Raw genomic sequence first — 20,913 nt, 5'->3', positions numbered from 1 at the left:
GCCGAAGCCGAGGACCGCGCCGTTCCCGGCCACTGGGAAGGTGACCTGCTCATCGGCCTGGAGCGCTCGGCGATCGGCACCGTCGTGGAGCGCACGACGAGGTTCACCATGCTCGTGCACCTGCCACGCGAGGAAGGCTGGCGACACAAGGGAGCCGTGAAGAACGGCCCCGCCCTGGCCGGCTATGGCGCAATCACCATGAAGAACGCCCTCGCGAACACCATGTCGACTCTGCCGGAGCAGTTGACGCGATCGCTGACGTGGGACCGGGGCAAGGAGATGTCGGCCCACGCCCAGTTCAAGGTCGAGACCGGGATCCCGGTGTTCTTCGCCGACCCACAGTCGCCCTGGCAGCGCGGCACGAACGAGAACACCAACGGGCTGCTACGCCAGTACTTCCCGAAGGGCACCGACCTTTCGCGCTGGTCCGCCGAGGAGATCGAAGCAGTCGCACACGCGCTCAACACCAGACCGCGCAAGACCCTCGGATGGAAGACCCCGGCCGAGGCATTCAACGAGCATCTACTCTTGCTCCAACAAGCCGGTGTTGCATCGACTGGTTGAACCCGGTACCTACACGTCATGGGTATTCGGCCACAGGCTGCGCCAGGCCGGGCTACTGGGCTCCATGGGCCGGGTCGCCTCCAGCGTCGACAATGCGCTGATCGAGTCGTTCTGGTCGACCATGCAACGCGAGCTCCTCGACCGCCAGTCATGGTCAACGCGAGTGCAACTCGCCTCGGCGATCTTCGAGTGGATCGAAGGCTGGTACAACCCCCGCCGCCGCCACACCAGCCTGGGCAACCTATCCCCGCACGAGTTCGAAGCCCTTCACACCGTCACGCTGACAGCGGCATGATCACCACACCAAAACCGTCCGGGAAACCGGGTCAGGCTCCTGCTGGGTCCAGCCGGGCGTGAGCGCGTCCAGAGTCGTCATGCGTTCTGCGGCCTCGGCCGGTCGGATGGCGCCGTGAATCGCGCCGATGAACTCCCAAGCCACCGCATCGGCCAGCCAGTCGTCCGCGACCCGGGCCAGCAGGTCGCGCACCTGTTGCCGGTGTTCGGCCGTCATGTCGGTGAGCCGGTGGGCGTGGGCTTCGCGATCGACCCAGAGCTGGTCCTGCAGGATCACGCGTTTGTCGATGCCTCCTGCGATGAGCACGGTGGGGTCCGCGAAACGGGTGGTGTCTCCGGGGGGGGGAAGGTCGCCGGCGACGACGCGCAGGGCCGTCCAGAACGGTCCACTGGGTGTGCTGTCGCCTTCCGGCTGGTCATGTTCCGTCGTCATTGCTTCCTCCTCTGGGGTGGCCGATGGGATACGGACAGGCCGGCACCGTCGAGCGGACCAGCGCCACCGGCGACGCCGGCGTCGACGGCATCATCAGCCAAGACCCGTTGGGGCTCGACCGGATCTACGTGCAGGCCAAGCGCTACGCAGTGGACCAGGTCATCGACCGACCGAAGATCCACAACTTCGCTGGCGCCCTCCTGGGCAAGCAGGGCGATCATGGCGTGTTCATCACCACTTGTCGGTTCACCTCTGGCGCACGGGACGAGGCCGAGAAGATCAACGCCCGGATCGAGCTGATCGACGGGCGCCGTCTCGCTCAGCTGCTCGTCCACTACGGCGTTGGCGTCCAGGTCGAACACGAGGCGGTCCTGTTCAAGCTTGACGAGGACTTCTTCGAGGACATGGCATGACCGCCTGGGGCAAGCGCAGCAAGGTCCGGCTGCACAGCGGCGGCATCTCACCGGCAGAGGTTCGCCTTCGACGGCGCGGCTCATCGGAGAAGGCGACGGCACCGGGCCGCGACATCCGTGACATCGGTCCGGATCGGGGTCCTCGTCCATGTCGCATCTGTTCCAAGCCCGTCGAGACCCCCGGTCGCGTCCGCTGTCGGACTTGCATCGCGGACGAGTCACTCGTCCGCCTAGTGCGCAAGGAGCTCGAGAGCCAAGGATTACCGCCCCTTGGCGCGACCGTCCCGGATGGAGCTCCCTACGCGAAGAAGCGCCGGCGCGCGGAGGCAGCGCTGGCTCGGCTGGGCGGGTCACGTAAGAACTCACCGCGGGTGGGGCCATCGAAGGCGCGGAGTCGCGAACTACGCCCACCCGGAGCCGACCCTAGGACCATCACGCCCACGTGCCCCCGATGCTTCACGGTATTACCAGCCACACGACGATGCGACCTGTGTGACTGAAGGGGAGAGATGGCGACGCGAAGCAACAGCCGAATGGTGCGTCCGGCTGGTTGCGCCAGACCAACCGTCGCCACACAGTGGCGAACATGAGCACCTACCGACCACAGAGGGCGGCCCGGAGGGTCCCACCGGGTAGGGTTTTCTCGCGGTCAGGAGGGGACGAATCACACGGGAGTTATCCCGAGGGTTCTCCCGACTAAACCTCCGACCTCCCGGGCCTCTAGCTCAATTGGCAGAGCTGCGGACTTTTAATCCGTAGGTTGTGGGTTCGAGCCCCACGGGGCCCACACAACCGCAGGTCACAGGCCTGCGGGTCCGACCCATTGGTGGACTGGGCACACATGCGGGGATTCATGTGTCCTGGTCATCCTCGGTCTGAGGCAGAGCCGCCAGATCACCAAGGGCAGATGCGGCGGCCGGGTCGACGGCCCTGCGCCCCATGTAGACGTCCTGGGTCATTGAGATCCGGGAATGTCCCAGCTGGTCGGCGATCATGCGGGCCGACGCGCCGCTGCTGTCGAGGATCGTCGCCACGGTCTTGCGGTAGGTGTGAGGCTTCACCCAGTCGAAGCCCGTGCCCGCCCTCGCCTCCCTGAAGGCCCGGCCCACGTTGTTCCGGTCGCGGTAACCGCCGCGCGCGTCGGGGAACACCGGGCCGTCGAAGGCGCCGAGACGTACCCGTCGGGCCTTGAGCATGGTCACGCACCAGCCCGGCAGCACGAGCACCCGGTAGGACGTCCGGGACTTGAGTCGAGACGCGCGCAGCCCTTGCCCACGGACCCGTATGACGGTTCGCTCGACGCTCAGGATGCCGCGATCGAGGTCCACGTCCGACCAGCGAACGCCGAGCGCTTCTCCGAGCCGCAGCCCAGTCGCCAGGATGAAGCGGGCGAGCTCGGGCAGGTCCTTGTGGCGCGCGTCAGCGCTGGCGTCCAACATGGCCAGCCACTCGTGCACCTCGGCCACCGTGAGGGCCCGCGGCGTTCGGTCGCGATCCGACTCGAGGCGGCTCACATCGCGCACAGGATTGGATGGCAGACCGTCCTGCCGCACCAACCACCCGCAGATTCCTGAGAGCACGGTCCGGGCCACCTTCGCGGTCGCATAACCACGCTCGCGCAGCATCTTTTGGAGGAAGCGGTCCAGACGCGCCGTCGACACCTCACCCAGCCTCAGCGCGCCCACGCCGGGAACGATGTGCTTCTCGACGGTCAGGCGATACAGATCGAGCGTCGTGGGGGAACGAGTCCCGCGCTCCACCAGCCCCTCGAAGTAGGCCAGCCATGCCTCCGCACCCTCGGCCAAGGTCGACCGCGCACTGAACTCGCCGTCCCGCCCCTGCGCGAGGGCTCGCTCAACGGCGTTCAGGACTTCGCGGCGCGCCTCCGCCTTCGACCGTCCGCTGGCCTTCACCCTGCGCCGAATTCCGGTGAAATCGCGGTAGTAGACCATTGCCAGTGGCCGGCCTTTACGGGTGCCGTAGACGACGTCCCCGTGTTCACCCAACCCCAGGCGTCTCACACCGCCACCTCCGCTGGTAGAGCGGCGACCCAGGCCCTCACGTCCTCAGGTCGGTAGCGAAGCCTGCGACCTACGAGCCGCGCATCCGGCCCACGTCCTTGCCCTCGCCAGGAGTACAGCGTCTGGACCGGCACGCCCAGGTAGTACGACACGTCATGAACAGTCCACAGTCTGTCCTCTGCCAGCATCAGCTTGCCCATGAGCCCGCTCCCCTTTCCATTGCCGAACGACTATCCACAGGTCCTTCAGGCGGCGACTTCGCCCGGCTGACAAGCACTTTCGCCTCGTCGTACTGGGTGCGCCATTGGCGTGCTTGGCGCATGGAGGTGGCGATGATGGCGACGTAGTCGCGTTTGTCGGGTCGGGTGTCTTCCCAGACGAACCGAGGTTTGCCGTCGTCGTGCAGGACGTCGGCGGCGAGGCGGTCCGCGTCGGGGGGTTCGATGCCGGCATCTTGCAGGACCTGGCGGACGACGGTGGCGCGGTCGGCCTTGTGTTCGCTGAGGGTTTTGCCGGTCCAGTGGCGGGAGACCAAGGCGCGGCGGCCGCCCACGCCCAGGCATTCGCGGTCGTGGGCCTTGGCGGCGCAGTGGCCGGGGTGCAGTCCGGGGGTGGGGTTCTTGGGTTGGATGCCGTAGCGGAGCCAGTTCGCGCAGGCCGGGGAGCAGGGCAGGACTCGGGTGTGGTCGTGGAGGTGGTCGATGTGCGCCTCATACCTCGCCGCCCGGTCTCGGGCTTGCTGGTCGGCGTGGTCGAGGCTGTCAGGGGTGGTGGCGTAGGTCTCGGCGATGGACTTGGTGAGGTACTTGCACAGGTACCGCACCGCCCGGTCGGAGTCGGGGGTGCCGCCGATCAGGCCTTTGATATCGACCTGCGTGCCCCACCCCATGGTGTGGAACGGGGTGCCGTCGTCGCCCTGGGTGTCGAGCTGGTCGAGGGCCTGCTCCCACGACGGCAGGGGTTCGCCGGTGTGCGGGTCGACGTACCCGGCCTCCTCGCCGGTCCACAGGGGCCAGTGGTCGGGGTCGGTCTCGGAGTACACGACGCGGTCGATGGGTGGCCACCAGACGCTGACGTAGGTGGCGGCGAACACCTGCCGCACCACCGCGCGGGGGATGGTGCCGCGGATGGCGAGGTGCAGGTGCGGTGCGAGCCGGCGTTGGGCTTCTACGGCGCCGAAGTACTGGACCTTGTACCCGGCGCAGCGGCGCAGGTTCTGGATGGTGCGGTCGACCAGCTTGGGGAACATCAGCGCGTCCAGGGCGGCCCGGCGGTAGTCGTACCGGGCCGGGTGCCGCGGGACACCCTCATACGGGCGGACGAGGCCGTAGGAGCCGAGGGTGCCGGTGATGAACATCGAAGGCCGGAAGGTCCGCCCGGTCCGCTCGTCGGTGAACGTGCGACCGACGGAGCAGTGCTCGGCGGCGACGGTGGGCAGGTCGGGGACGTCGTCGCGGCGGCGGGTCGACCGCACCCGGCGATCCGCCTCCTCGTCTGGGGACATGTCCGTGTCCCCCTCGGTGTCCCCGTCGATGTCCCCCTCGTCTCCGTGGTCGGGTTGGGGTGGGAGGGGGTCGTCGGTGAGGTGCCAGCCTTCGCGGCACTGGTGCATTCGCAGCCGGCGCGCCTTGTCCGCGCACGATGGGCACACGCTGGCCCGGGTGGACCCGCAGGCGATCGGGACAGCGACCGTGGATCCGGTGGCGCGGTCGGTCACGGTGCGCAGCAGCGGGCGGACGCAGACCCCGACGGCTTCGGCGGCGGTGGCGGCCATGTCCGCGGTCACCCCGTCGACGTCGCGGGTGATGAGGCTGCCGTCGAGGTGCAGGACGCTCATGCCGCGTCACCTCCCACCGGCTGGCGGCTGCTGGTCCGGGGCGTTCGGGGCTTGCGCGGCTTCCTCGGCCGCGAATCCGTCGACGAGGACGGCTCTCGTCGCTTCGTCCGCTCCTGGGGCGCAGTTGATGCCGCCGGTGAGGTGGCGCGGTAGCCGGCGAGCGGATCAGGTGCAGGTGCGAGGGAGACGGCGGGGAGTCGGTGCGGGGTGGGGTAGTCGGCGGCGACCTCGTGGATGAGGTGGTCGCTGGCGTAGTGGGCGCGGACCTTGGTGGCGGTGCCGTCCTCGGTGATGGCGTACCCCGTTCCCGGGTGGCGCGGGTCGATCCGGTGGCACGGGGCGGTCTTGGTCGCGGCTTCGCCGAGAACCATCTCGGTCTCGAACGCGTCCTTCAACCGGAGCCCGACCATCTGAGGGAACAGGTTCCGCATCGGAACCGTGTCCTTGCGGGGGTCCTGCACCCACGCCCACACGCTGACTCCCGGGGCCCTGCCCTGAGTGAGCAGGAGCCGTAGGGCGGTGTCGGCGCGACGGCGGAGCATCGGGTCGCTGATGTACGACGTCAGGGCCGCCAGCTCATCGACTACAACCAGAACGCACGGCTGGTCCACGGTCGGGGTGTGGGAACGTTCGACCCCGGCCATGGCGTCGGCCCGCTGGGCGAGCAAGTCGGCTTCCCGCTCGAGGATGGCCACCGCCTGCTCCGGTGTGGTTGCGACCGCTGAGAACATGCCCCGGGCGTGGGTGAGCTCCATCCCTGCTTTCAGGTCCACTCCGACCAGGCGCACCAGTCCCGCCCGGACTGCGGGCGCAATCCCGACGAGCAGGGACCACATGACCGACGCCTTTCCCGCACCGGTCATCCCAGCGACGAGGGTGTGGGCGCGTGCGTCAACCGTCCACGCCTCCCCGGTCAGGGTCCGCCCCAGCGGCACCACCCCCAACGGATGCCGACCCTCGACAAGGGTGTCGCGCGGGTGCGGGGTGTCCGTCGGGTGGGCGAGCAGGTCCCGCAGCGCGAGCGTGACCACCGCGCGCGTGGGCCCGTCCGGGGCGACCCGGACCGAGTGCCCGGCCAGCAACGCGGCCAGGGCGGGGGCGGCGCGGTCGACGTCGTCCACCGTCTGTCCCGCCGCGAGCCGGAACCGCAGCTGCGCCACGCCGTCACGGCAGGTCGTTCCCCGCCGGAGCAGCCTCGGAACCCGCCGCTGACCATTGGTCGTCCCAGGCACGTGGACGGACAGGCCCACCGCCGCGGCGTTGGTGATCCAGTTGCGGCGGTGCCGTCGAGCGGTGGCTCGGTCGGTGACGTCGAGCCAAGTGGCGTATGACAGGCGCGGCCACGTGAGCAGCAGACCAAGGCCGAGCCCGGACGCGGACCCGGTCAGCGTGTGACCCGTCACCAGCGCCACGACAGCGACGGTGAGCACCAGGAGGACGAGGCGTGGCAGGCAGCGCGCCACCCACCACGCCTCACGCCCCGCCTCCCACACCCACGATGCGGCCGAGCGGATCAGGTCGGTGGGGCGCATCACCACTCACCCCGCCGGTGCTCCTCAGCCGCGCGGGCCGTGTTCGCCACGTACTCAACGGCGTCGGCGAGGTGCCCGGCAGCGACGGCGAGGGTGGCGTCGGCGTGCGGCACGGCCCCGGCCAAGTCGTTGCGGACGTCCATCAGCAGGTTGACCACCGCATCCAGCCGTCGCGCGACCGGCGACAGCGTCTCGACGATCCCGGCGTCCGTGGTCACGCCGAGCCGTTGGGCGATCTCGTCGAGCCGCAGCTCGGCCGCGCCCAGCATCACGCAGCCTTACCCGAACCGGACGACTGGCCGGAGGCCTGGGCGGCAGGCTTGCCGTCCGCGATGCGGTCCGCCGTCCACGACTCGACGAGCCCACCAGCCTGGTTCACTCGGACCTCGGCGCGCAGGTCCACGAACTCGACCGAGTCGAACTCCCCCAGCACCGGACGCTGCGGCATACCCACGCTGACGCGGTTGGTCACCGACGACACCCGCCCCCAGGACTGCTGCTTATAGATCACCTCCACCGACCACAACGGCATCCCCGAGTCCTCGTCCCGCGCCTGCACATCCGAGGGGCGGCGCTTCCCGTCACGCTCCACCCACTCGAAGATCTCCTCGACGATGCCCGTGCTGCGCATCCCCTGACGCTTGCTGTCCACTGCATATGCCGTCATCGATACTCCTTCAGTCGTCTAGAGCAGTGTCGCTCTGCTAGCGAGTGAAGCACTCCTCTAGAGGAGAAGCAAGGCTCCTCCCTATTTGGCAGGGAAGCGATACTCCAGGACGTAGTTCGGCGCCGCCTTGATGGTGTCGGTCATCTCGACTGGCACCCCACGGGTGTCGAAGGCGATCCGGCGCACTGTCAGCACAGGTGTCCCCTCCGGGAGGAGGAGCCGCTGCCGCTCCTCAGGGGTGGGCATGCGGGCTGTGACTTCCTCGGTGAACTCGCCCAATACGTGCCCGGACTCCTCCAATCGCGCGTAAAGGCCCCCGGGGCCGGTATGGCGTTCCTCGATCGCCGTCCCCTTGGCCAGAGCCGCTGGCACGTAAGACGCCGCCAGCTCCACCGGCTGCCCGTCGAGCAGGTAGCGACGGCGGCGAGCGAGCACCCGCTCCCGACCGGCCAGTCGGAGACACCCCCGGACCTCGCTGGTGGGCTTCTCGTAGCCCACTTCAAGCTGGTCGACACTGGGGGCACCCACCCCCTCGGCCTCGGCAATGAAGGCAGCCTGCCCCTGCTCACGGTGGTGACGGGAGAATCGGTCTGAAGCGACGCGACGCACGACAGGCCTGTCTCGCACGAAAACTCCGCGGCCGTGCTCGGCAACCAGCAAGCCCTCCGCCTTCAGCACCGCCAGGGCCTGACGGACAGTCATTCGCGCCACGACATAGGTGGCCATGAGCTGCGTCTCTGACGGAATTCTGTCCCCAGCCGAGCGCGCGCCGGAGTCGATCTGGCGTCGGAGGTCGTCGGCAATCTGCTTGAACGCAGGGCGGTCACTTGCCTTGTCCACCGGCGTCATCGGCCGGACGCTTTCGGCGCTCATCACAACTCCTCCAGTCATCCGTAGTACCTACACTGTGGCAGATGGAGCCGACCGCAATCCCCCTCCACTCGGTAAGTGTCGCTGGAGTGATCCTCGACGCGGACCGCTCCCACGTGCTGCTCATCAAACGCCGGGACAACGGCCGTTGGGAGCCTCCGGGCGGCGTTCTTGAACTCGAGGAAACCATCGAAGACGGCCTAAGACGCGAGATCCGTGAGGAGACCGGAGTAGAGGTCGACGTCCAAGCCCTGACCGGGGTCTACAAGAATTTGGCTAGGGGCATCGTGGCCTTGGTGTACCGATGCCAAGCCATCACAGAGCCCTCTGCACACACCCCTGAAGCGTCCGCAGTGGCGTGGCACGCGCTGGACGCTGTGCGCAGCCTCATGCTCCCCGCCTACGCTGCCCGGGTTAACGATGCGCTTTCCGAGACAGCCTCCCCAGCAACGCGCACTCACGACGGCATCGATCTCCTGACCTAGACGTTTCTGCATTTTCGGTCTACGAGTAGCGCGCAAGGCATCACGCGACGCGTCCAGGACTACCCCCTATCCGGCAAAAGACGGCAGGCGCCCTTCCACGCTGGCAAGATTCGACGTCATGGCCATCAGCGAAACGTTGCTACAGAGGTTGGATCTCGAGCGCGCGACCAGAGCGGAGCTCGCCACGACGAATCGCCTGATGCCCCGGCGTTGGGACCGGTCAGCGCTCGTCGGCCAGGCGCCCGCCATCGCTACGTGGCTGCGGGGTCAGTACCGGCGCGAACGGCCCGGGCCGCCTGCATCGATTCTCTTTGTTGACAAGAATCGGAAGGGCACGCGACCCATCAGCGAGTTGTCACTCCATGACCGGGTCCTGTATCGAGCACTCGTGACGCTGATAGCGAATTCCCTGCCGGAACATCTGGTTCGGCGCCCCCCTATATCCACTTTCAGAACCGCTCCTCTTGAATCGCCAGGCGTGCGCTACGTAAGCAAAACCGACGTTTCCTCCTATTACGAGTTCATAGACCACGACCTTCTACACGACGAACTATTGGCGCAGACAGGTGAACTCGTCGCCATAGACGCCCTGATGGACCTTCTCGAACGCATCATGGGGCGGCGCGTCGGTCTCCCTCAGGTTCATAAGGCCAGCGATATTCTCGGCGATACTTATATTGACCCCGCCCGCCGGCGCCTGCGGAGGGCGGGTCACGATGTGTACACATTCTCCGACGACTTTCGCATCGCTACCTCGTCGCTTGCTGCCGCGCGTAACGCCTTGGAGGCGTGCGCGGCGGAAGTCCGAGTCCTTGGCCTCGTCCTGAACGAGAGTAAGACCTATACGTACACGGCAAAGAACTACAAGGCTTCTTTGACGGCATTTGAAGATGCCGAGGGCCGGCTGTTCGAGCACGACGCGGAACTCGATGGACTTCGGCTGTTCTTCGAAAGTGATTACAGCGACGAGGACGATGACACTCTCGATGACTCTGCAGGACTTGGGGCGTCCCGAATCGAAGAGATCGCTGAGGCTGACGCCATTCAGGAAGGGGACGCGGCCGAAAGCAGCGACGAGCCAGTCAATGAGAGTCAGGTCCGCGCCGCTCGGCGAGCATGGGAAATCTGGCTTGATGAAGACGAGTCCGACGACGTGCAATCAAGCCAACAGGCGGCCATCACAGAGTCCCTGCTGAGCCGCGCGCTGCCCATCCTTGGCGCGGCTGGGGATCGAGAACCACTCCTGCAGCTGTCTGCCGTTCTGCGATATGAGCCAGCCCTTACCCCTCAGGCGGCTCGCTACATAGTGGCACTTGCGGAAACCGGGCCGCGTGCCAGAACTGCCATTCGTCGGCAATTGGATTCCCTGTCCAGTGAGAGCAACTTCAGCACCTGGCAGAAGATGTGGCTCGCGGAGGCCGCAGGCGGCGTGGACGCGGTGAAGAGCGATCACGCTCATTACGCTTGGTTGGCTGACTGTGTTCACGAAGGGCCCCCCGCCCTTGCGGCAACTGCGGCAGCAGCGATTGGACGCTTGGGTTTGCCGCAAGCAGAAGTGATCGCCGCAGAGCTCGACCGAGTAGGGCCTTCCTGGCGCCCGCTGATGTTCTGGGGCTTGGCCACGTTGGACGGGGCCGCCGCCCAATCCAATAGGGAAGACCGAGTCGATCAGATCCTGATAGATGCGGCTCAAGCATGACCGCATTGGTACTCAGTTCGAGGGCTGAAGAGGCCACCCGGCTGCTGTTTCAGACGCTCGGCATGCACCAACAGGCCATTCTCAACCACAAGACACCCAGGACGGGCCGACGTCTCGCCGTCGCCGGCAGCGACCCGCTGCAAGTGCAGCGACAAGCCACCCTCTTACGGTTGGTCTCCATCACAGAGTCGTTTTGCGCTGATCGGCTGATCGATCACACTGAGCAAGCGATCAACCCGGCGGCCGATCCGGTACGAACGAAGGTATGGGAGCAGGCGGCCATAGACGCCACAAAGACTTGGGAGGCACAGCGCGAGGCCTTCAAGAAGTGGCACTCGATCACGCCGGACTGGCTCCCTCTGGAGGGCCTCTCAGAGGCCAGGAATGCAGTCGCCCACGGGCTTGGGTCCCTCACCCGACGGCAGCGGAGGGGGCGATCCGCAACGATGACAAAGATCAACCGCACGGGAATTTCCGTAGTGAACGATAGGCTGCTTCTCGAGGAGAGGGATCTAACTGCCGCCGCCAAGGCATGCCGGGAGATCATTCGTCAGATCGACGCTGCAACGAGACCGACGTCTCCGCAATAAACGCTCGGTCCCGCCACATGGGAGCCTTGGTGGTGCGGCCGACTGCCTGAGACCTCTTGCGCGAAGGGCCAGTCAATGACTGGTAACACTGACTTTCGCGACTACTCCCCGATCCGCAATTGGCCCTATATATGCGACCAATAACAAGGGCGCAAGACCGATGCACATTGGAGCATTCGGCGCGTTTAGCGTCGCAACCGAACTGGGCGAAATCGCACCGGGACGGCATTTACCGCGAGGGCGGCAGCGTTGTCCCCGTCACACACTCGCATAACCGGCTCCAAGGCAGGAAAAGACCGGCGGAGAAAGGCCGAATCATCCAAGGAGGAGATAACCCAGTCCAGCGCCTGACTTGAGATGGCGTCATTGGCTAACTCAGCGAATCGCGCAGACTCGGCCTCGTCTAGGCGTTCGCGCTGCACGGGTCCCACAAACGGGGCATCGAGCAGTGGCCCCCACCATAGGGCTGCCCGAGGGCTTACCGGGAGGACGATTTCGAGAGCCACGCCAACCCCAGACGACCTCGTCGGTCGGAAGTGCACAGCCCTCCCCACGTCTCGGCGTAGGCGTTGCTTCTTGCGACGTTCCTTCGCTTCTCTTGCCCGCACCTGTGCGTCCGTCAGGAAGCAGTCCGGATGGTGCGTCCCATCGTCGGGGCCGGTGTTCACGATGACTGGTTCGTCTCCTGTCAGCAGCCTGGGCCTGTCGAGCACGATCAGGCATAGAGGGCGGCACAGCAAGTACGGCAACAGGTGCTGAGCGGCGGTCATGGAGGTGCGCAGTGTGTCGTTTTGGTGCGGCTCTATGGACAGGCGCCTCAGCTGAGCATCCGGGACGACCCCGCGTGCGATGGTTTTCGCATACCACTCGGTGTGCAACTCCAACTCGCGGCGCCGCCGCGGGGTTCGCACGAGCTGAAAAGCGGCAAGGTGTGCCAAGTGGATGATGTCCTCGGGGGACAAGTCACCGTTAGTGAAGGGTGAGACCAGGCGACCAAGAGCTGCAGCAGCGTCCGATTCGATCCGCCCCAGAAGCGTCTCGAATGAAGAATCGGGGACCTTCGCCTTATTTAAGAACGTGTAGAAGTCCTTGACGGCCAAGTCGCTCACGCTGCGCGGCGAGAACGACCCGTCCAGCCGGCTATAAGTTCGGACTTGGCCCTTGACCGCCCACCTATCCAGCAGGAATCGCGGAACGACGTGGTGCCGAGAACCGACATGGCTGCTGGGGTCAATGGTGCCGAGCCAATCCAGAGCATCTTGCTCATCGGCATCCGCGCCCGACATGGCGTCCTTGAACGCTCGGCCAAGGGCGCGAGCGTGTCGCTCCCGGGCATGGCGGGACGGGAACCCCCCTGTCTCCTTGACCGTGTCGCCCCCCATGCTCGTCACGGTAGTACAGCAGGCAGACATGCTCGGGGCGCATGGTCAGAAGGCGGTCCAGCATCCGATCTGGCGCGTTGCTGGATTGCCCTCTGGATGATCAAGGCGGCGCTTCGCGCCGCTGAGGCCGGGGGCCCGCGATGGGGCCCCGCGCTCCGGGCGCTTCGCGCCCTACGCGCACCCCACCGCACCCCGTCCACCGACCGGGTCCCGACCGTCCCTTTGATGCCCCAGACTGTGGGGCACAGGTTCTGCGACTCAAGAAGCCTCTACCCAAACAGCGGTCCGCGATCCGGACATCGTAAGTCGCTCCCGGCAGCGCCCCGCCGCAGAGCATCGGCCCGGCTTCGGGGGTGCATCAAGGGCGCTACGCGTCACTTCGTGATTGCCTTCGGCCACCCTTGACCCACCCACTGCGCCCGGCCACCTTGCTCCGCTATGGCCGCCGCCTGAGTCCGCCGGCTAACGAGCACCGGGTGCCGACGGACGCCGAGTGGGGAACTCTCCCCTCAGTGACTAGTGGTGCCCGTCCCAAGCGCCCGCATGGACAGCCCGGTCACCGCGTCAACGGAGGCCGGAGCCCCACCGCTGGCGGACCGAACGTCGAGGACATAGACGATGCTGTGCGTGCCGGGAATTAAGGCGCTGGTCGTGGACACCACGCGCGCCCCGTCGTGCAGGTCAGGTTTGAAGTCGACCGTTCCCTCCAGGTCGACACCCCAGATGAGCAGTCGATCCGACACGAGGGTGCGGCTCCAGTCCATGGGAACGAAATACGGCTCCCCCACTGGCTCCGTCGCCTTGCTACCCACGCCCAGAGCAACCTTCGAGGCGTTGCGTGCAGCCATCCGCATCTGACTCTTCGTTGACAGCTTTCCCGGATCCACCCATACCTTCGCCCCGTCAGGCAGCGTCATAGCCACCGCACTCGGCGACAGAGCCACGTCATAGACCTTTGCATCAAGTGGCGAAACCGCGGAACGCTGTGCGGCAACCACCTGGGCGGACTGGATCACGCTGTGCGCGGCGCCTGTCCAGACCACCACCCCGATCACGACCGCTACCGCGTAGCAGCCAGCGATCCGAACGAACCGGCGACGCTGGACCCGGCGTCGGCCGCCCTGACGGATGGAGTACTCGTCCACCGCCATCGGAGGTGCGGGAGGCTCTGCAAGGAGCTGCAGAATCGGGTCAGACATGGTGCTCTCCTTCCAAGACGAGTGCGTTGCGCAGCTTGGCCAGACCCCTCGAGGTCGAGGACTTCACGGTCCCCGTCGAGATCCTCAGGAGCTCGGCGACGTCCGCTTCAGACAAGTCGGCATGGAACCGCAGCACCACGCATTGCCGTTCCCGGGTCGGCAGGGACTTCAGCGCCCGCTGCAGATGGTCTGCCAAGACGACGTTGCCGGTCTCGTCGGGGCTCACCAAATCAGGAACGTCACCGGTGAGGTGCTCCCTCTTGCGGCGCCGACCGGTATCGATGTGAAGGTTCACCATGACCCGGCGGGTGTAGGACAGAGCTGCCTCGTGCTGGATGCGAGGCCACACCACGTACACCCGCTCTAGGGAGCCTTGCACCAAGTCCTCGGCAGCCGCGCGGGAGCCGCAGAGCAGCCACGCTATACGCAGCAACTGCGGCGACGAGGCTCGGACGAAGTCCGAGAACGCAGCGTCGTCTCGTCGAGTCATTCCCTCTCCCCCACCTTGTGTCGGCACACTATGCACGCAACACGGACCCGAAAGGTTGAGTCAGGCGGGCTCGCTCCACCCACCGAGTGTTCCGAGATGTGCCAGCAGCAGCCAGCTACCGCGAAAGGTCAAGTCGACCTGTGGGCCCACTGCACGGATCGCCCAGCGCGCATCCATATCCTTCCGCCGCGTCCACCGGACACCCACAGGTTTGGCGCTTCGCACAGTCAACCTGGCAAGGGGCAGCTCGAACTCGGTTTGGCCGGGTTGGATCGTCGCCCTCGACTGGTAGATGGTCACAACCTGAGGACCTCGGTAAGAGGCCGGCATCCCAGCTCCCAGGCCTCGCACGGAGACCCTGCCCAGCACAGCCTGTGGATCCGAACCGAACTCGGGGTCAACAGGCTCAAGACGCAGCGGTGTACCCCCACCGGCCGTCGCCGCGTCGAGAACCAATCCGGCCAGCGGGGGCAGGAGCCGTAGCGCACGCCGCCACACGGGCATCTCGCTGCAAGTCCAAGCCACGTTTTCGGACAGGTGCGGACAAGTCGACACAGGTCGAGTATGACCCAGCATTCGCCCCCCAAAGCGGGCTCAGCGCACCCCCATCCGCGTACGGTGATGGCGTGGGGATCGCCGACTCGCTCAGACGCCTCCGGAGTGGCGCGTCGACCGTCACGTCGAGGGGTGGCCGGAGACCACTCCGCCGACTGTCCCTCCCACAGCGCCTCCTGTCTTCATGGACAGCGATCGCTCGGAACGTCCGCACGGGCATGAGCATGGCCCACGTTCCTAGGCCGGTCTGCGGCTACTTAGAGACTGGTCGCAGGATCGGTGTCTGGCCAGACTCGGTCCAGGTGCTCGGCGAGGCGCTCTCACAATGCGGCTGCCCACCGGTGTCATTGGTGTGGCTCTCTCATGGCATGCGTCCTCGTCGGGCACCGCGCGAGGAGAGGCTCGAAAGGGGTTTGTTCGGCTCGAAGTAGCAATGCCCTCCCCGCTTCACATCACGGCCAGTGAAGGAGGAGAGCATGGGCGTCATCATCGGGATGGACCCGCACAAGCGCTCGGCCACGATCGAGGTCATCGACCAGAGCGGGCGACGGTTGGCGGTTGGGCGGTTCGGCACGGACAAGGCCGGCTACACCGACCTGCTGGCCGCCGGCCGCCGGCACCCCGAGCGGGTCTGGGCGGTCGAGGGCTGCAACGGCATCGGCAAGCACATCGCGCACCGGCTGGTCCACGACGGTGAGGTCGTCCTCGACGTGCCGCCGAAGCTGTCGGCACAGGTCCGGGTGTTCGCCACCGGCAACGGCCGCAAGACCGACCCGGTCGACGCCCGCTCGGTTGCCCTGGCCGCCCTGTATGCCCCGGCCGACCCCGGCCTGCGAAGGGTGGTGGTGGACGACGACCTGGTGGTGATGGGGCTGCTGGTCGACCGGCGCGACGAGCTCGGCCGGGGCCGCACCCAGACGATCAACCGGCTGCACCGGCTGCTGCTGGAGCTGTTTCCCGGTGGCGCCAACCGGTTTCTGTCCGCACCACAGGCCCGGGCGCTGCTCGCGACCACCAAGCCACGGGATCTGGTCGGCAAGACCAGGCGCCGGCTCGCGGTCGAGCTGGTCAACGAACTCGAGGCCATCGACCGCAGGATCAAGACGGCCGAGAAAGATCTGGCCGCACTGGTCACCGAGCGCGGCTCGACGCTGATGGAGCTGACCGGAATCGGGCCCACCGGCGCGGCCAGGCTGCTCGCCGATGTCGGCGACATCCACCGCTTCCGCGACAAGGACCGGTTCGCCTCCTGGAACGGCACCGCACCCCTGGACGCCTCCTCCGGCGCCCAACAGCGACACCGGCTGTCCCGGGCCGGGAACCGCCGAATCAACCGGACGCTGCACATCATGGCCGTCGTCCAGCTGCGCAACCCCACCCCAGGAAGGGAGTTCTACGACGCCCGCAAAGCCGGCGGCACACCCTCGATGATGGCGATGCGTACCCTCAAACGTCGTCTATCCAACGTCGTGTACGCCCGCATGCTCGCCGACCAGAACCGACGCGACCATGCCTCGGCGACGGGCCCGGGAGGGCAACTGGGCAACGACTCTGATTCCAGCGCGACCGGCTCACAGCCCAACACCGGCTCTTCGGACAAGCCACTTCCCGGACCCGCCACCAGCAAGCGTAGAACCCTGGTCCCCGCGGTGTCTTGACCTAAAGGGGTGCCATGAGCGGACGTCCGCTCGGGCACACATCCGGGCACACATGCAGAGAGGGCGACAACGACTCGCGACAGTCAGCGACGACTGGATCGTGCTCGAATCCGCCCTTGCGAAAGGGGAGCCACACGCACGAACAGCACTCCGTAGGTTGTGGGTTCGAGCCCCACGGGGCCCACCGAAGCCACACAGGCCCACCGAAGCCACTGGCCCACCGAAGCCACACAGGCCCACCGAAACCCAGTCGCAGCCGATGGATCCACAAACGAGTGCGAGTTCGCCCGATGACCAGCGGGCACGGCAGCCAAACGACCCCGGGACCAGCCCCAGCTACCGGCTGGCGCTGCTCAGTGGGCGGTCGCCGTTCCGGCCAGGTATGACGTCCAGCCGCCCTGGGGTGCCGCGCCAACGGGCAGCGCCTGCAGCCGGCGCAGCACCGCCGGACTCTGGGCCTCGAGCCAGTCGACGAGCTGGCGGAAGGACACGAACCGGACCCCGGGCCGGGTGGCCATGACCCGGACGGCGTCGACGAGGGCCTCCATGTAGATGCCACCGTTCCAGTGCTCGAAGTGGTTGCCGATGATGAGGGGGGCCCGGTTCGACCGGTAGGCGCGGTCGAACCCCGCGAGGTACGCATCCCTCGCCTCGGCGCGCCACGTGGGGCGCTTGCTGGCATCCCCCTGGGGTGTGCGCGACTGGTTGTACATCATGTTGTAGTCCATCGACAGCACCTCGAACCGGTGTCCGGGGAACGGGATGAGCTGCATGGGGATGTTCCACAGCCGATTGGCGAACCGCGTCGGCCACACCTGTTGTCCCGTGCCGGAGGTGTCGTACCTCCACGCCCGCACGCGGTCCGCCCGCAGGAGGGCGGCCTGCCCCTCGAGGCACGGCGTCCGGCCCCCGATGAGCTCTGCCTCGTAGTCGAAGGGCAGCGGGGCCAGGTCGGCGAAACCGGTGGTGGTCCGCCACCTCGAGACGAACTGGACGGCTTGCTCCAGCTCGGAGTCCCAGTCGCGGCTGGACCAGCGCGCAACCCCTGTGGGCCCGCAGAAGTGGCCGTTGAAGTGGGTGCCGATCTCGTGCCCGTCCAGCCACGCCCGCCGGACCTGGTCGATGGTGGAGTGCACCGAGCGGTCCGACAGGAACCCGATCGCCGAGGACCCGACCGGGTGCTGCGGCGGGTGGTAGAGCATGCGCCTCGACTGCGGCAGGAAGTAGAGCCCGGAGAGGAAGAACGTCATGGACGCGTCGAGCTCGTGGGCCAGGGATCGGAAGCGCGAGAAGAGGCCCGCTGCCGTCTCACCGGCCCCGTCGAACGACACCACGACGAACTGGGGCGGCACCTCGCCAGGGCGCAGCGCCCGCGCTGATGGCTGGTGCGGCTGGGCCCCGACCGGGTCCAGGCTGCCGTCCGGTGTCGACTGCGACGTCGTCGGTGGTGCCGTCGGCGTCGTGATGGGTTGCAGCGCCACAGCGTGGCTTCCACCCGTGGCCGTGCTGACGGACTCCGACGGCGCAGGAGAGGCCGCTCCGCCAGCCGGCCGACCGCCGACCTGGCATCCGCCGACCGCTGCGAGCACCCCAGCAGCCCCGGCAGCCAGGGCCACCCTGCGGCTCACTGACCTGCCGGCGTCGGCGCCCGTCACCATCACATCCTGTTCACGCCCGAGGGCCCCGGCCGGTTGGCAGCGCACGTCGACGCCCGAACCCGGCCAGTCCAGCTCGACGCCCTCGTCGACGGAGCTGCCGCACACCACCACAGTGGTGCAACGCCTCGCCGCCGCCTCCTCAGTATGCGGTCGACCACTGGGGCGTCGTGGGCAAAACGCCGACGAAAGGCGTGGTCCACGACGACCCGCACAGGGCGAAGACAGGCGAGCGAGCCTGACGCGCCCGCGCTCAGGACGCCGAAAGGAAGGACGTCAGCCCGCCGGGTCCGGTTGGAGGCCGAGGAGACGGTCCGCCCGCGCTGCAGCACTCAGCTCGTTGGTCGGGGCGAGCGTGAAGTCCTCGACCAGCGCGGCGGACAGCTCCGTCAGCGTCACCCCACGCTGACGCGCCGACCACCACAACAGCTCGAGTGCGGCGTCAGGGGTGAGCCGGTATGCCGCGACGAGGACGCCCTTGGCGTGCTCCACCACCGCGTTGAACGCGGTGGGCTCCAGCACGGTGAGCCCGCCGAACGGCTGGGGGTGGTCGACGAAGTCGGTGAGGTCGACGAAGTAGCCGTTGACCGCGACGATCCGCCGGTCCTCGTCGAAGACGCCGATGCCGATCGAGAGCACGTGGCGGACACCGCCCCCGGCGTCGATGACGCGGTGCCGGCAGCAGAACGGCTCGCCGGTCGCGAGCGCCCCGCTGAGGGTCCCCTCGGTGCGGGTGCGGTCCTCGGGGTGCTTGTGCGCCAGCAGCAGCTCCGTGGTGGGCTCCGCGTCATCGGGGCTGAGGCCGTGCAGCTCGAACATCTCCTTCGACCACCACCACCGGTTGGCGCGCACGTCGTAGGAGAAGCGCGCCATGGTCTCCGGGACACCCGCCGCCACCGCGACGAGCACCTGCTCGGCCTCGGGGACGGCACCGAGGAACGGGTCGACGCCCTCGGGCCCGGCGGCGACCCCGTCCGCGTCCAGCGGCGAGGGGTTGACGGGGGTGGAGCGGGAGACGGGGTCGGGGGGCGAGACCGGGTCCTCCGTGATCATGTCCAGGCGTCCGATCGTCGCGGGAAGTGCTTCGTCCACCCCACCCTACCTGCGCAAACACCCCGACAGGGACGAGAGCCCCCACATCTCCCAGCCGGGTGCGGGCACGTGGCGAGCCCGCGCCCGGAGTCCTATCGTCGCCTCGATGGACACCTTTGAGCCGGGGGGCACGAAGGGGGAACGGGAAGGCGCGCCCGCGAAGGCGGGGCGCGTGCTGGTCGACGTCGTCCGGGGGTGGTGGGACGCGGCGTCGACCGCGGTGCGGACCGCCGGCCCCCAACGGGATGCCGCACTGCTCATGGCCAAGGCGGCCCTCGCCACCGTCGTCGCGTGGCAGTTCGCCGAACGCGTCCTCGGCAGCCACCAGGCGTTCTACGCCCCGATGGCCGCCCTGCTGGTCGTCGACCGGACGATGGTGCGCTCCATCGGCGCGAGCGCCCAGCGCGTGGCGGCGGTCGTGGTCGGCATGCTCACCGCCTGGCTGGTCGGGTCGACGCTGGGGGTGCACTGGTGGTCGATGCTGCCGGTCATCTACCTCGCGCTGCTCATCGCGCGCTGGCGACGGCTCGGCGACCACGGCATCCAGGTGCCCACGATGGTGCTGCTGTCGCTGCTGACCGTGGGGGGCACCAACGTCGACTTCACCTACCTCACGGTGGTCGAGACCATCGCCGGCGGCGTCATCGGTGTCCTGACGAACGCCATCGTGCTGCCGCCGCTGCACCTGCGGGAGCCGCGCGAGCAGATCATGAGCCTGACGACCCGCGTGAGCGAGCTGCTGGCGGCGATCGCCGGCGGCCTGCGGGAGGGCTGGGACGCCGACGAGGCACGCGGCTGGTACGACACCAGCACCGAGATCATCCGCCTCGCGCCGCAGGTGCACGCCGAGATCGAGACCGGCCGGGAGAGCACCCGCTTCAACCCGCGCGACAACCTGCAGGGGCTCAGCGTGGACTGGTCCGGATACGCCGCTGCCGTCGAGGCCGTCCGGCGCACGCAGTGGCAGGTCTCGGGCATCGCCCGCACCCTCGTCGACGCCGCGGACGAGAGCGAGTCACTACCCGCCCCGAGCCAGGAGTTCCTCGAGGCGTATGCCGAGGCGCTCGACCACGTGGGCGCGGCCGTCCACCACTTCGGCATCGCCGAGGACGAGGAGCGCCAGACGGTGCGGGGGGAGCTGCGTGAGGCGGTGACCATCCTCGACCGCCTGGGCGACCAGGTGCGCGACACGCGGCTGGACGACCCCAAGGCGTGGCCGGCATACGGCGCACTGCTGCTGGACGCGCGCCGGCTGGCGCGCGAGCTCGAGCTGCACACCGACGAGGCGGTCGTGCCCACCGACAGCGGGCCGATCCGCATCCCCAAGGACGGGCTGCGCCGTCGGGTCCAGGGCCAGTGAGGACGCGGTGCCGTGGACGGCGGCCTAGCTGTATTGACCACGGACCTTGTTGACATGAGGGAGGACCTCCGGGCGAAGTGATGGGTGTCTAGTTCCGTCACCGCAAAACCGGAGGTC

General features: G+C 67.6%; 21 protein-coding genes and 1 tRNA gene. 9 read left to right on the top strand and 13 right to left on the bottom strand.

Annotated elements, in window-relative coordinates; genetic code table 11:
* Positions 1–564 (top strand): IS30 family transposase (locus tag ACFUC1_RS15795; RefSeq protein WP_379121435.1); only part of this gene is annotated, 564 nt, incomplete at its 5' end.
* A gap of 64 nt (positions 565–628) precedes the next feature.
* Positions 629–859 carry an integrase core domain-containing protein gene (locus ACFUC1_RS15790; protein ID WP_379121433.1) on the top strand — a complete coding sequence of 77 codons (231 nt, stop codon included), beginning with the start codon at positions 629–631 and terminating at the stop codon, positions 857–859.
* Here ACFUC1_RS15790 and ACFUC1_RS15785 read toward each other — a convergent pair whose 3' ends face one another.
* Positions 860–1,291, bottom strand: a complete 432-nt coding sequence (locus ACFUC1_RS15785) for a hypothetical protein (protein WP_379121431.1) — start codon at positions 1,289–1,291, stop codon at positions 860–862. It lies immediately after the preceding gene.
* 23 nt (positions 1,292–1,314) lie between these two features.
* On the opposite strand from ACFUC1_RS15785, the gene ACFUC1_RS15780 reads away from it, so the two are divergent.
* Positions 1,315–1,704: a restriction endonuclease gene (locus tag ACFUC1_RS15780; protein WP_379121429.1), complete on the top strand. Its 390-nt coding sequence runs from the start codon at positions 1,315–1,317 to the stop codon at positions 1,702–1,704.
* A gap of 714 nt (positions 1,705–2,418) precedes the next feature.
* Positions 2,419–2,491 (top strand) — tRNA-Lys (locus tag ACFUC1_RS15775).
* 64 nt (positions 2,492–2,555) lie between these two features.
* On the opposite strand, the gene xerC is transcribed toward ACFUC1_RS15775, so the two are convergent.
* From xerC to ACFUC1_RS15740, 7 genes are all read right to left on the bottom strand, one after another.
* A complete protein-coding gene (gene xerC, locus ACFUC1_RS15770; protein ID WP_379121427.1) occupies positions 2,556–3,725 on the bottom strand; it encodes a tyrosine recombinase XerC in 1,170 nt (389 codons plus the stop codon).
* Positions 3,722–3,913 carry a helix-turn-helix transcriptional regulator gene (locus tag ACFUC1_RS15765; protein ID WP_379121437.1) on the bottom strand — a complete coding sequence of 64 codons (192 nt, stop codon included), beginning with the start codon at positions 3,911–3,913 and terminating at the stop codon, positions 3,722–3,724. Before ACFUC1_RS15765 ends, xerC begins: the two co-directional genes overlap by 4 nt.
* The gene (locus ACFUC1_RS15760) at positions 3,913–5,562 is read right to left on the bottom strand and encodes a replication initiator (RefSeq protein ID WP_379121425.1); all 1,650 of its coding nucleotides are present in this window, start codon (positions 5,560–5,562) and stop codon (positions 3,913–3,915) included. The genes ACFUC1_RS15765 and ACFUC1_RS15760 overlap by 1 nt, the downstream gene beginning before the upstream one ends.
* On the bottom strand, positions 5,559–7,094 hold the full coding sequence (locus ACFUC1_RS15755; RefSeq protein ID WP_379121423.1) for an FtsK/SpoIIIE domain-containing protein: 1,536 nt from the start codon (positions 7,092–7,094) through the stop codon (positions 5,559–5,561). Before ACFUC1_RS15755 ends, ACFUC1_RS15760 begins: the two co-directional genes overlap by 4 nt.
* The gene (locus ACFUC1_RS15750) at positions 7,094–7,363 is read right to left on the bottom strand and encodes a hypothetical protein (protein ID WP_379121421.1); all 270 of its coding nucleotides are present in this window, start codon (positions 7,361–7,363) and stop codon (positions 7,094–7,096) included. The genes ACFUC1_RS15755 and ACFUC1_RS15750 overlap by 1 nt, the downstream gene beginning before the upstream one ends.
* A complete protein-coding gene (locus tag ACFUC1_RS15745; RefSeq protein ID WP_379121419.1) occupies positions 7,363–7,761 on the bottom strand; it encodes a hypothetical protein in 399 nt (132 codons plus the stop codon). The genes ACFUC1_RS15750 and ACFUC1_RS15745 overlap by 1 nt, the downstream gene beginning before the upstream one ends.
* 81 nt (positions 7,762–7,842) lie before the next feature.
* Positions 7,843–8,634 (bottom strand): GntR family transcriptional regulator, encoded by a 792-nt coding sequence (locus ACFUC1_RS15740; protein ID WP_379121417.1) that lies wholly within the window; start codon positions 8,632–8,634, stop codon positions 7,843–7,845.
* A gap of 41 nt (positions 8,635–8,675) precedes the next feature.
* On the opposite strand from ACFUC1_RS15740, the gene ACFUC1_RS15735 reads away from it, so the two are divergent.
* From ACFUC1_RS15735 to ACFUC1_RS15725, 3 genes are all read left to right on the top strand, one after another.
* Positions 8,676–9,116, top strand: a complete 441-nt coding sequence (locus ACFUC1_RS15735; RefSeq protein WP_379121415.1) for an NUDIX hydrolase — start codon at positions 8,676–8,678, stop codon at positions 9,114–9,116.
* A gap of 118 nt (positions 9,117–9,234) precedes the next feature.
* A complete protein-coding gene (locus ACFUC1_RS15730; protein ID WP_379121413.1) occupies positions 9,235–10,815 on the top strand; it encodes an RNA-directed DNA polymerase in 1,581 nt (526 codons plus the stop codon).
* Positions 10,812–11,405: a hypothetical protein gene (locus tag ACFUC1_RS15725; RefSeq protein WP_379121411.1), complete on the top strand. Its 594-nt coding sequence runs from the start codon at positions 10,812–10,814 to the stop codon at positions 11,403–11,405. The genes ACFUC1_RS15730 and ACFUC1_RS15725 overlap by 4 nt, the downstream gene beginning before the upstream one ends.
* Before the next feature lie 185 nt (positions 11,406–11,590).
* On the opposite strand, the gene ACFUC1_RS15720 is transcribed toward ACFUC1_RS15725, so the two are convergent.
* From ACFUC1_RS15720 to ACFUC1_RS15710, 3 genes are all read right to left on the bottom strand, one after another.
* Complete coding sequence (locus ACFUC1_RS15720; RefSeq protein ID WP_379121409.1) at positions 11,591–12,787, bottom strand: DUF4238 domain-containing protein; 1,197 nt, start codon at positions 12,785–12,787, stop codon at positions 11,591–11,593.
* Positions 12,788–13,296: 509 nt separating this feature from the next.
* On the bottom strand, positions 13,297–13,986 hold the full coding sequence (locus tag ACFUC1_RS15715) for a hypothetical protein (RefSeq protein WP_379121407.1): 690 nt from the start codon (positions 13,984–13,986) through the stop codon (positions 13,297–13,299).
* Complete coding sequence (locus ACFUC1_RS15710; protein ID WP_379121405.1) at positions 13,979–14,476, bottom strand: SigE family RNA polymerase sigma factor; 498 nt, start codon at positions 14,474–14,476, stop codon at positions 13,979–13,981. Before ACFUC1_RS15710 ends, ACFUC1_RS15715 begins: the two co-directional genes overlap by 8 nt.
* A gap of 1,031 nt (positions 14,477–15,507) precedes the next feature.
* On the opposite strand from ACFUC1_RS15710, the gene ACFUC1_RS15705 reads away from it, so the two are divergent.
* On the top strand, positions 15,508–16,689 hold the full coding sequence (locus ACFUC1_RS15705) for an IS110 family transposase (protein WP_379121404.1): 1,182 nt from the start codon (positions 15,508–15,510) through the stop codon (positions 16,687–16,689).
* A gap of 353 nt (positions 16,690–17,042) precedes the next feature.
* Here ACFUC1_RS15705 and ACFUC1_RS15700 read toward each other — a convergent pair whose 3' ends face one another.
* Both ACFUC1_RS15700 and ACFUC1_RS15695 read right to left on the bottom strand, forming a co-directional pair.
* Positions 17,043–18,170, bottom strand: a complete 1,128-nt coding sequence (locus ACFUC1_RS15700) for a hypothetical protein (protein WP_379121402.1) — start codon at positions 18,168–18,170, stop codon at positions 17,043–17,045.
* 450 nt (positions 18,171–18,620) lie between these two features.
* Entirely contained in the window at positions 18,621–19,436 is an 816-nt protein-coding gene (locus ACFUC1_RS15695; RefSeq protein WP_379121400.1) for a PAS and ANTAR domain-containing protein, read from the bottom strand.
* A gap of 106 nt (positions 19,437–19,542) precedes the next feature.
* Here ACFUC1_RS15695 and ACFUC1_RS15690 point away from each other — a divergent pair, with 106 nt between their 5' ends.
* Entirely contained in the window at positions 19,543–20,796 is a 1,254-nt protein-coding gene (locus ACFUC1_RS15690; protein WP_379121398.1) for an aromatic acid exporter family protein, read from the top strand.
* Positions 20,797–20,913 lie beyond the last annotated feature (117 nt).

This window comes from Pedococcus sp. NPDC057267 (assembly GCF_042668795.1).
Classification (GTDB): Bacteria; Actinomycetota; Actinomycetes; order Actinomycetales; family Dermatophilaceae; genus Pedococcus.
This window is presented reverse-complemented; position numbering and strand designations above follow the sequence as displayed.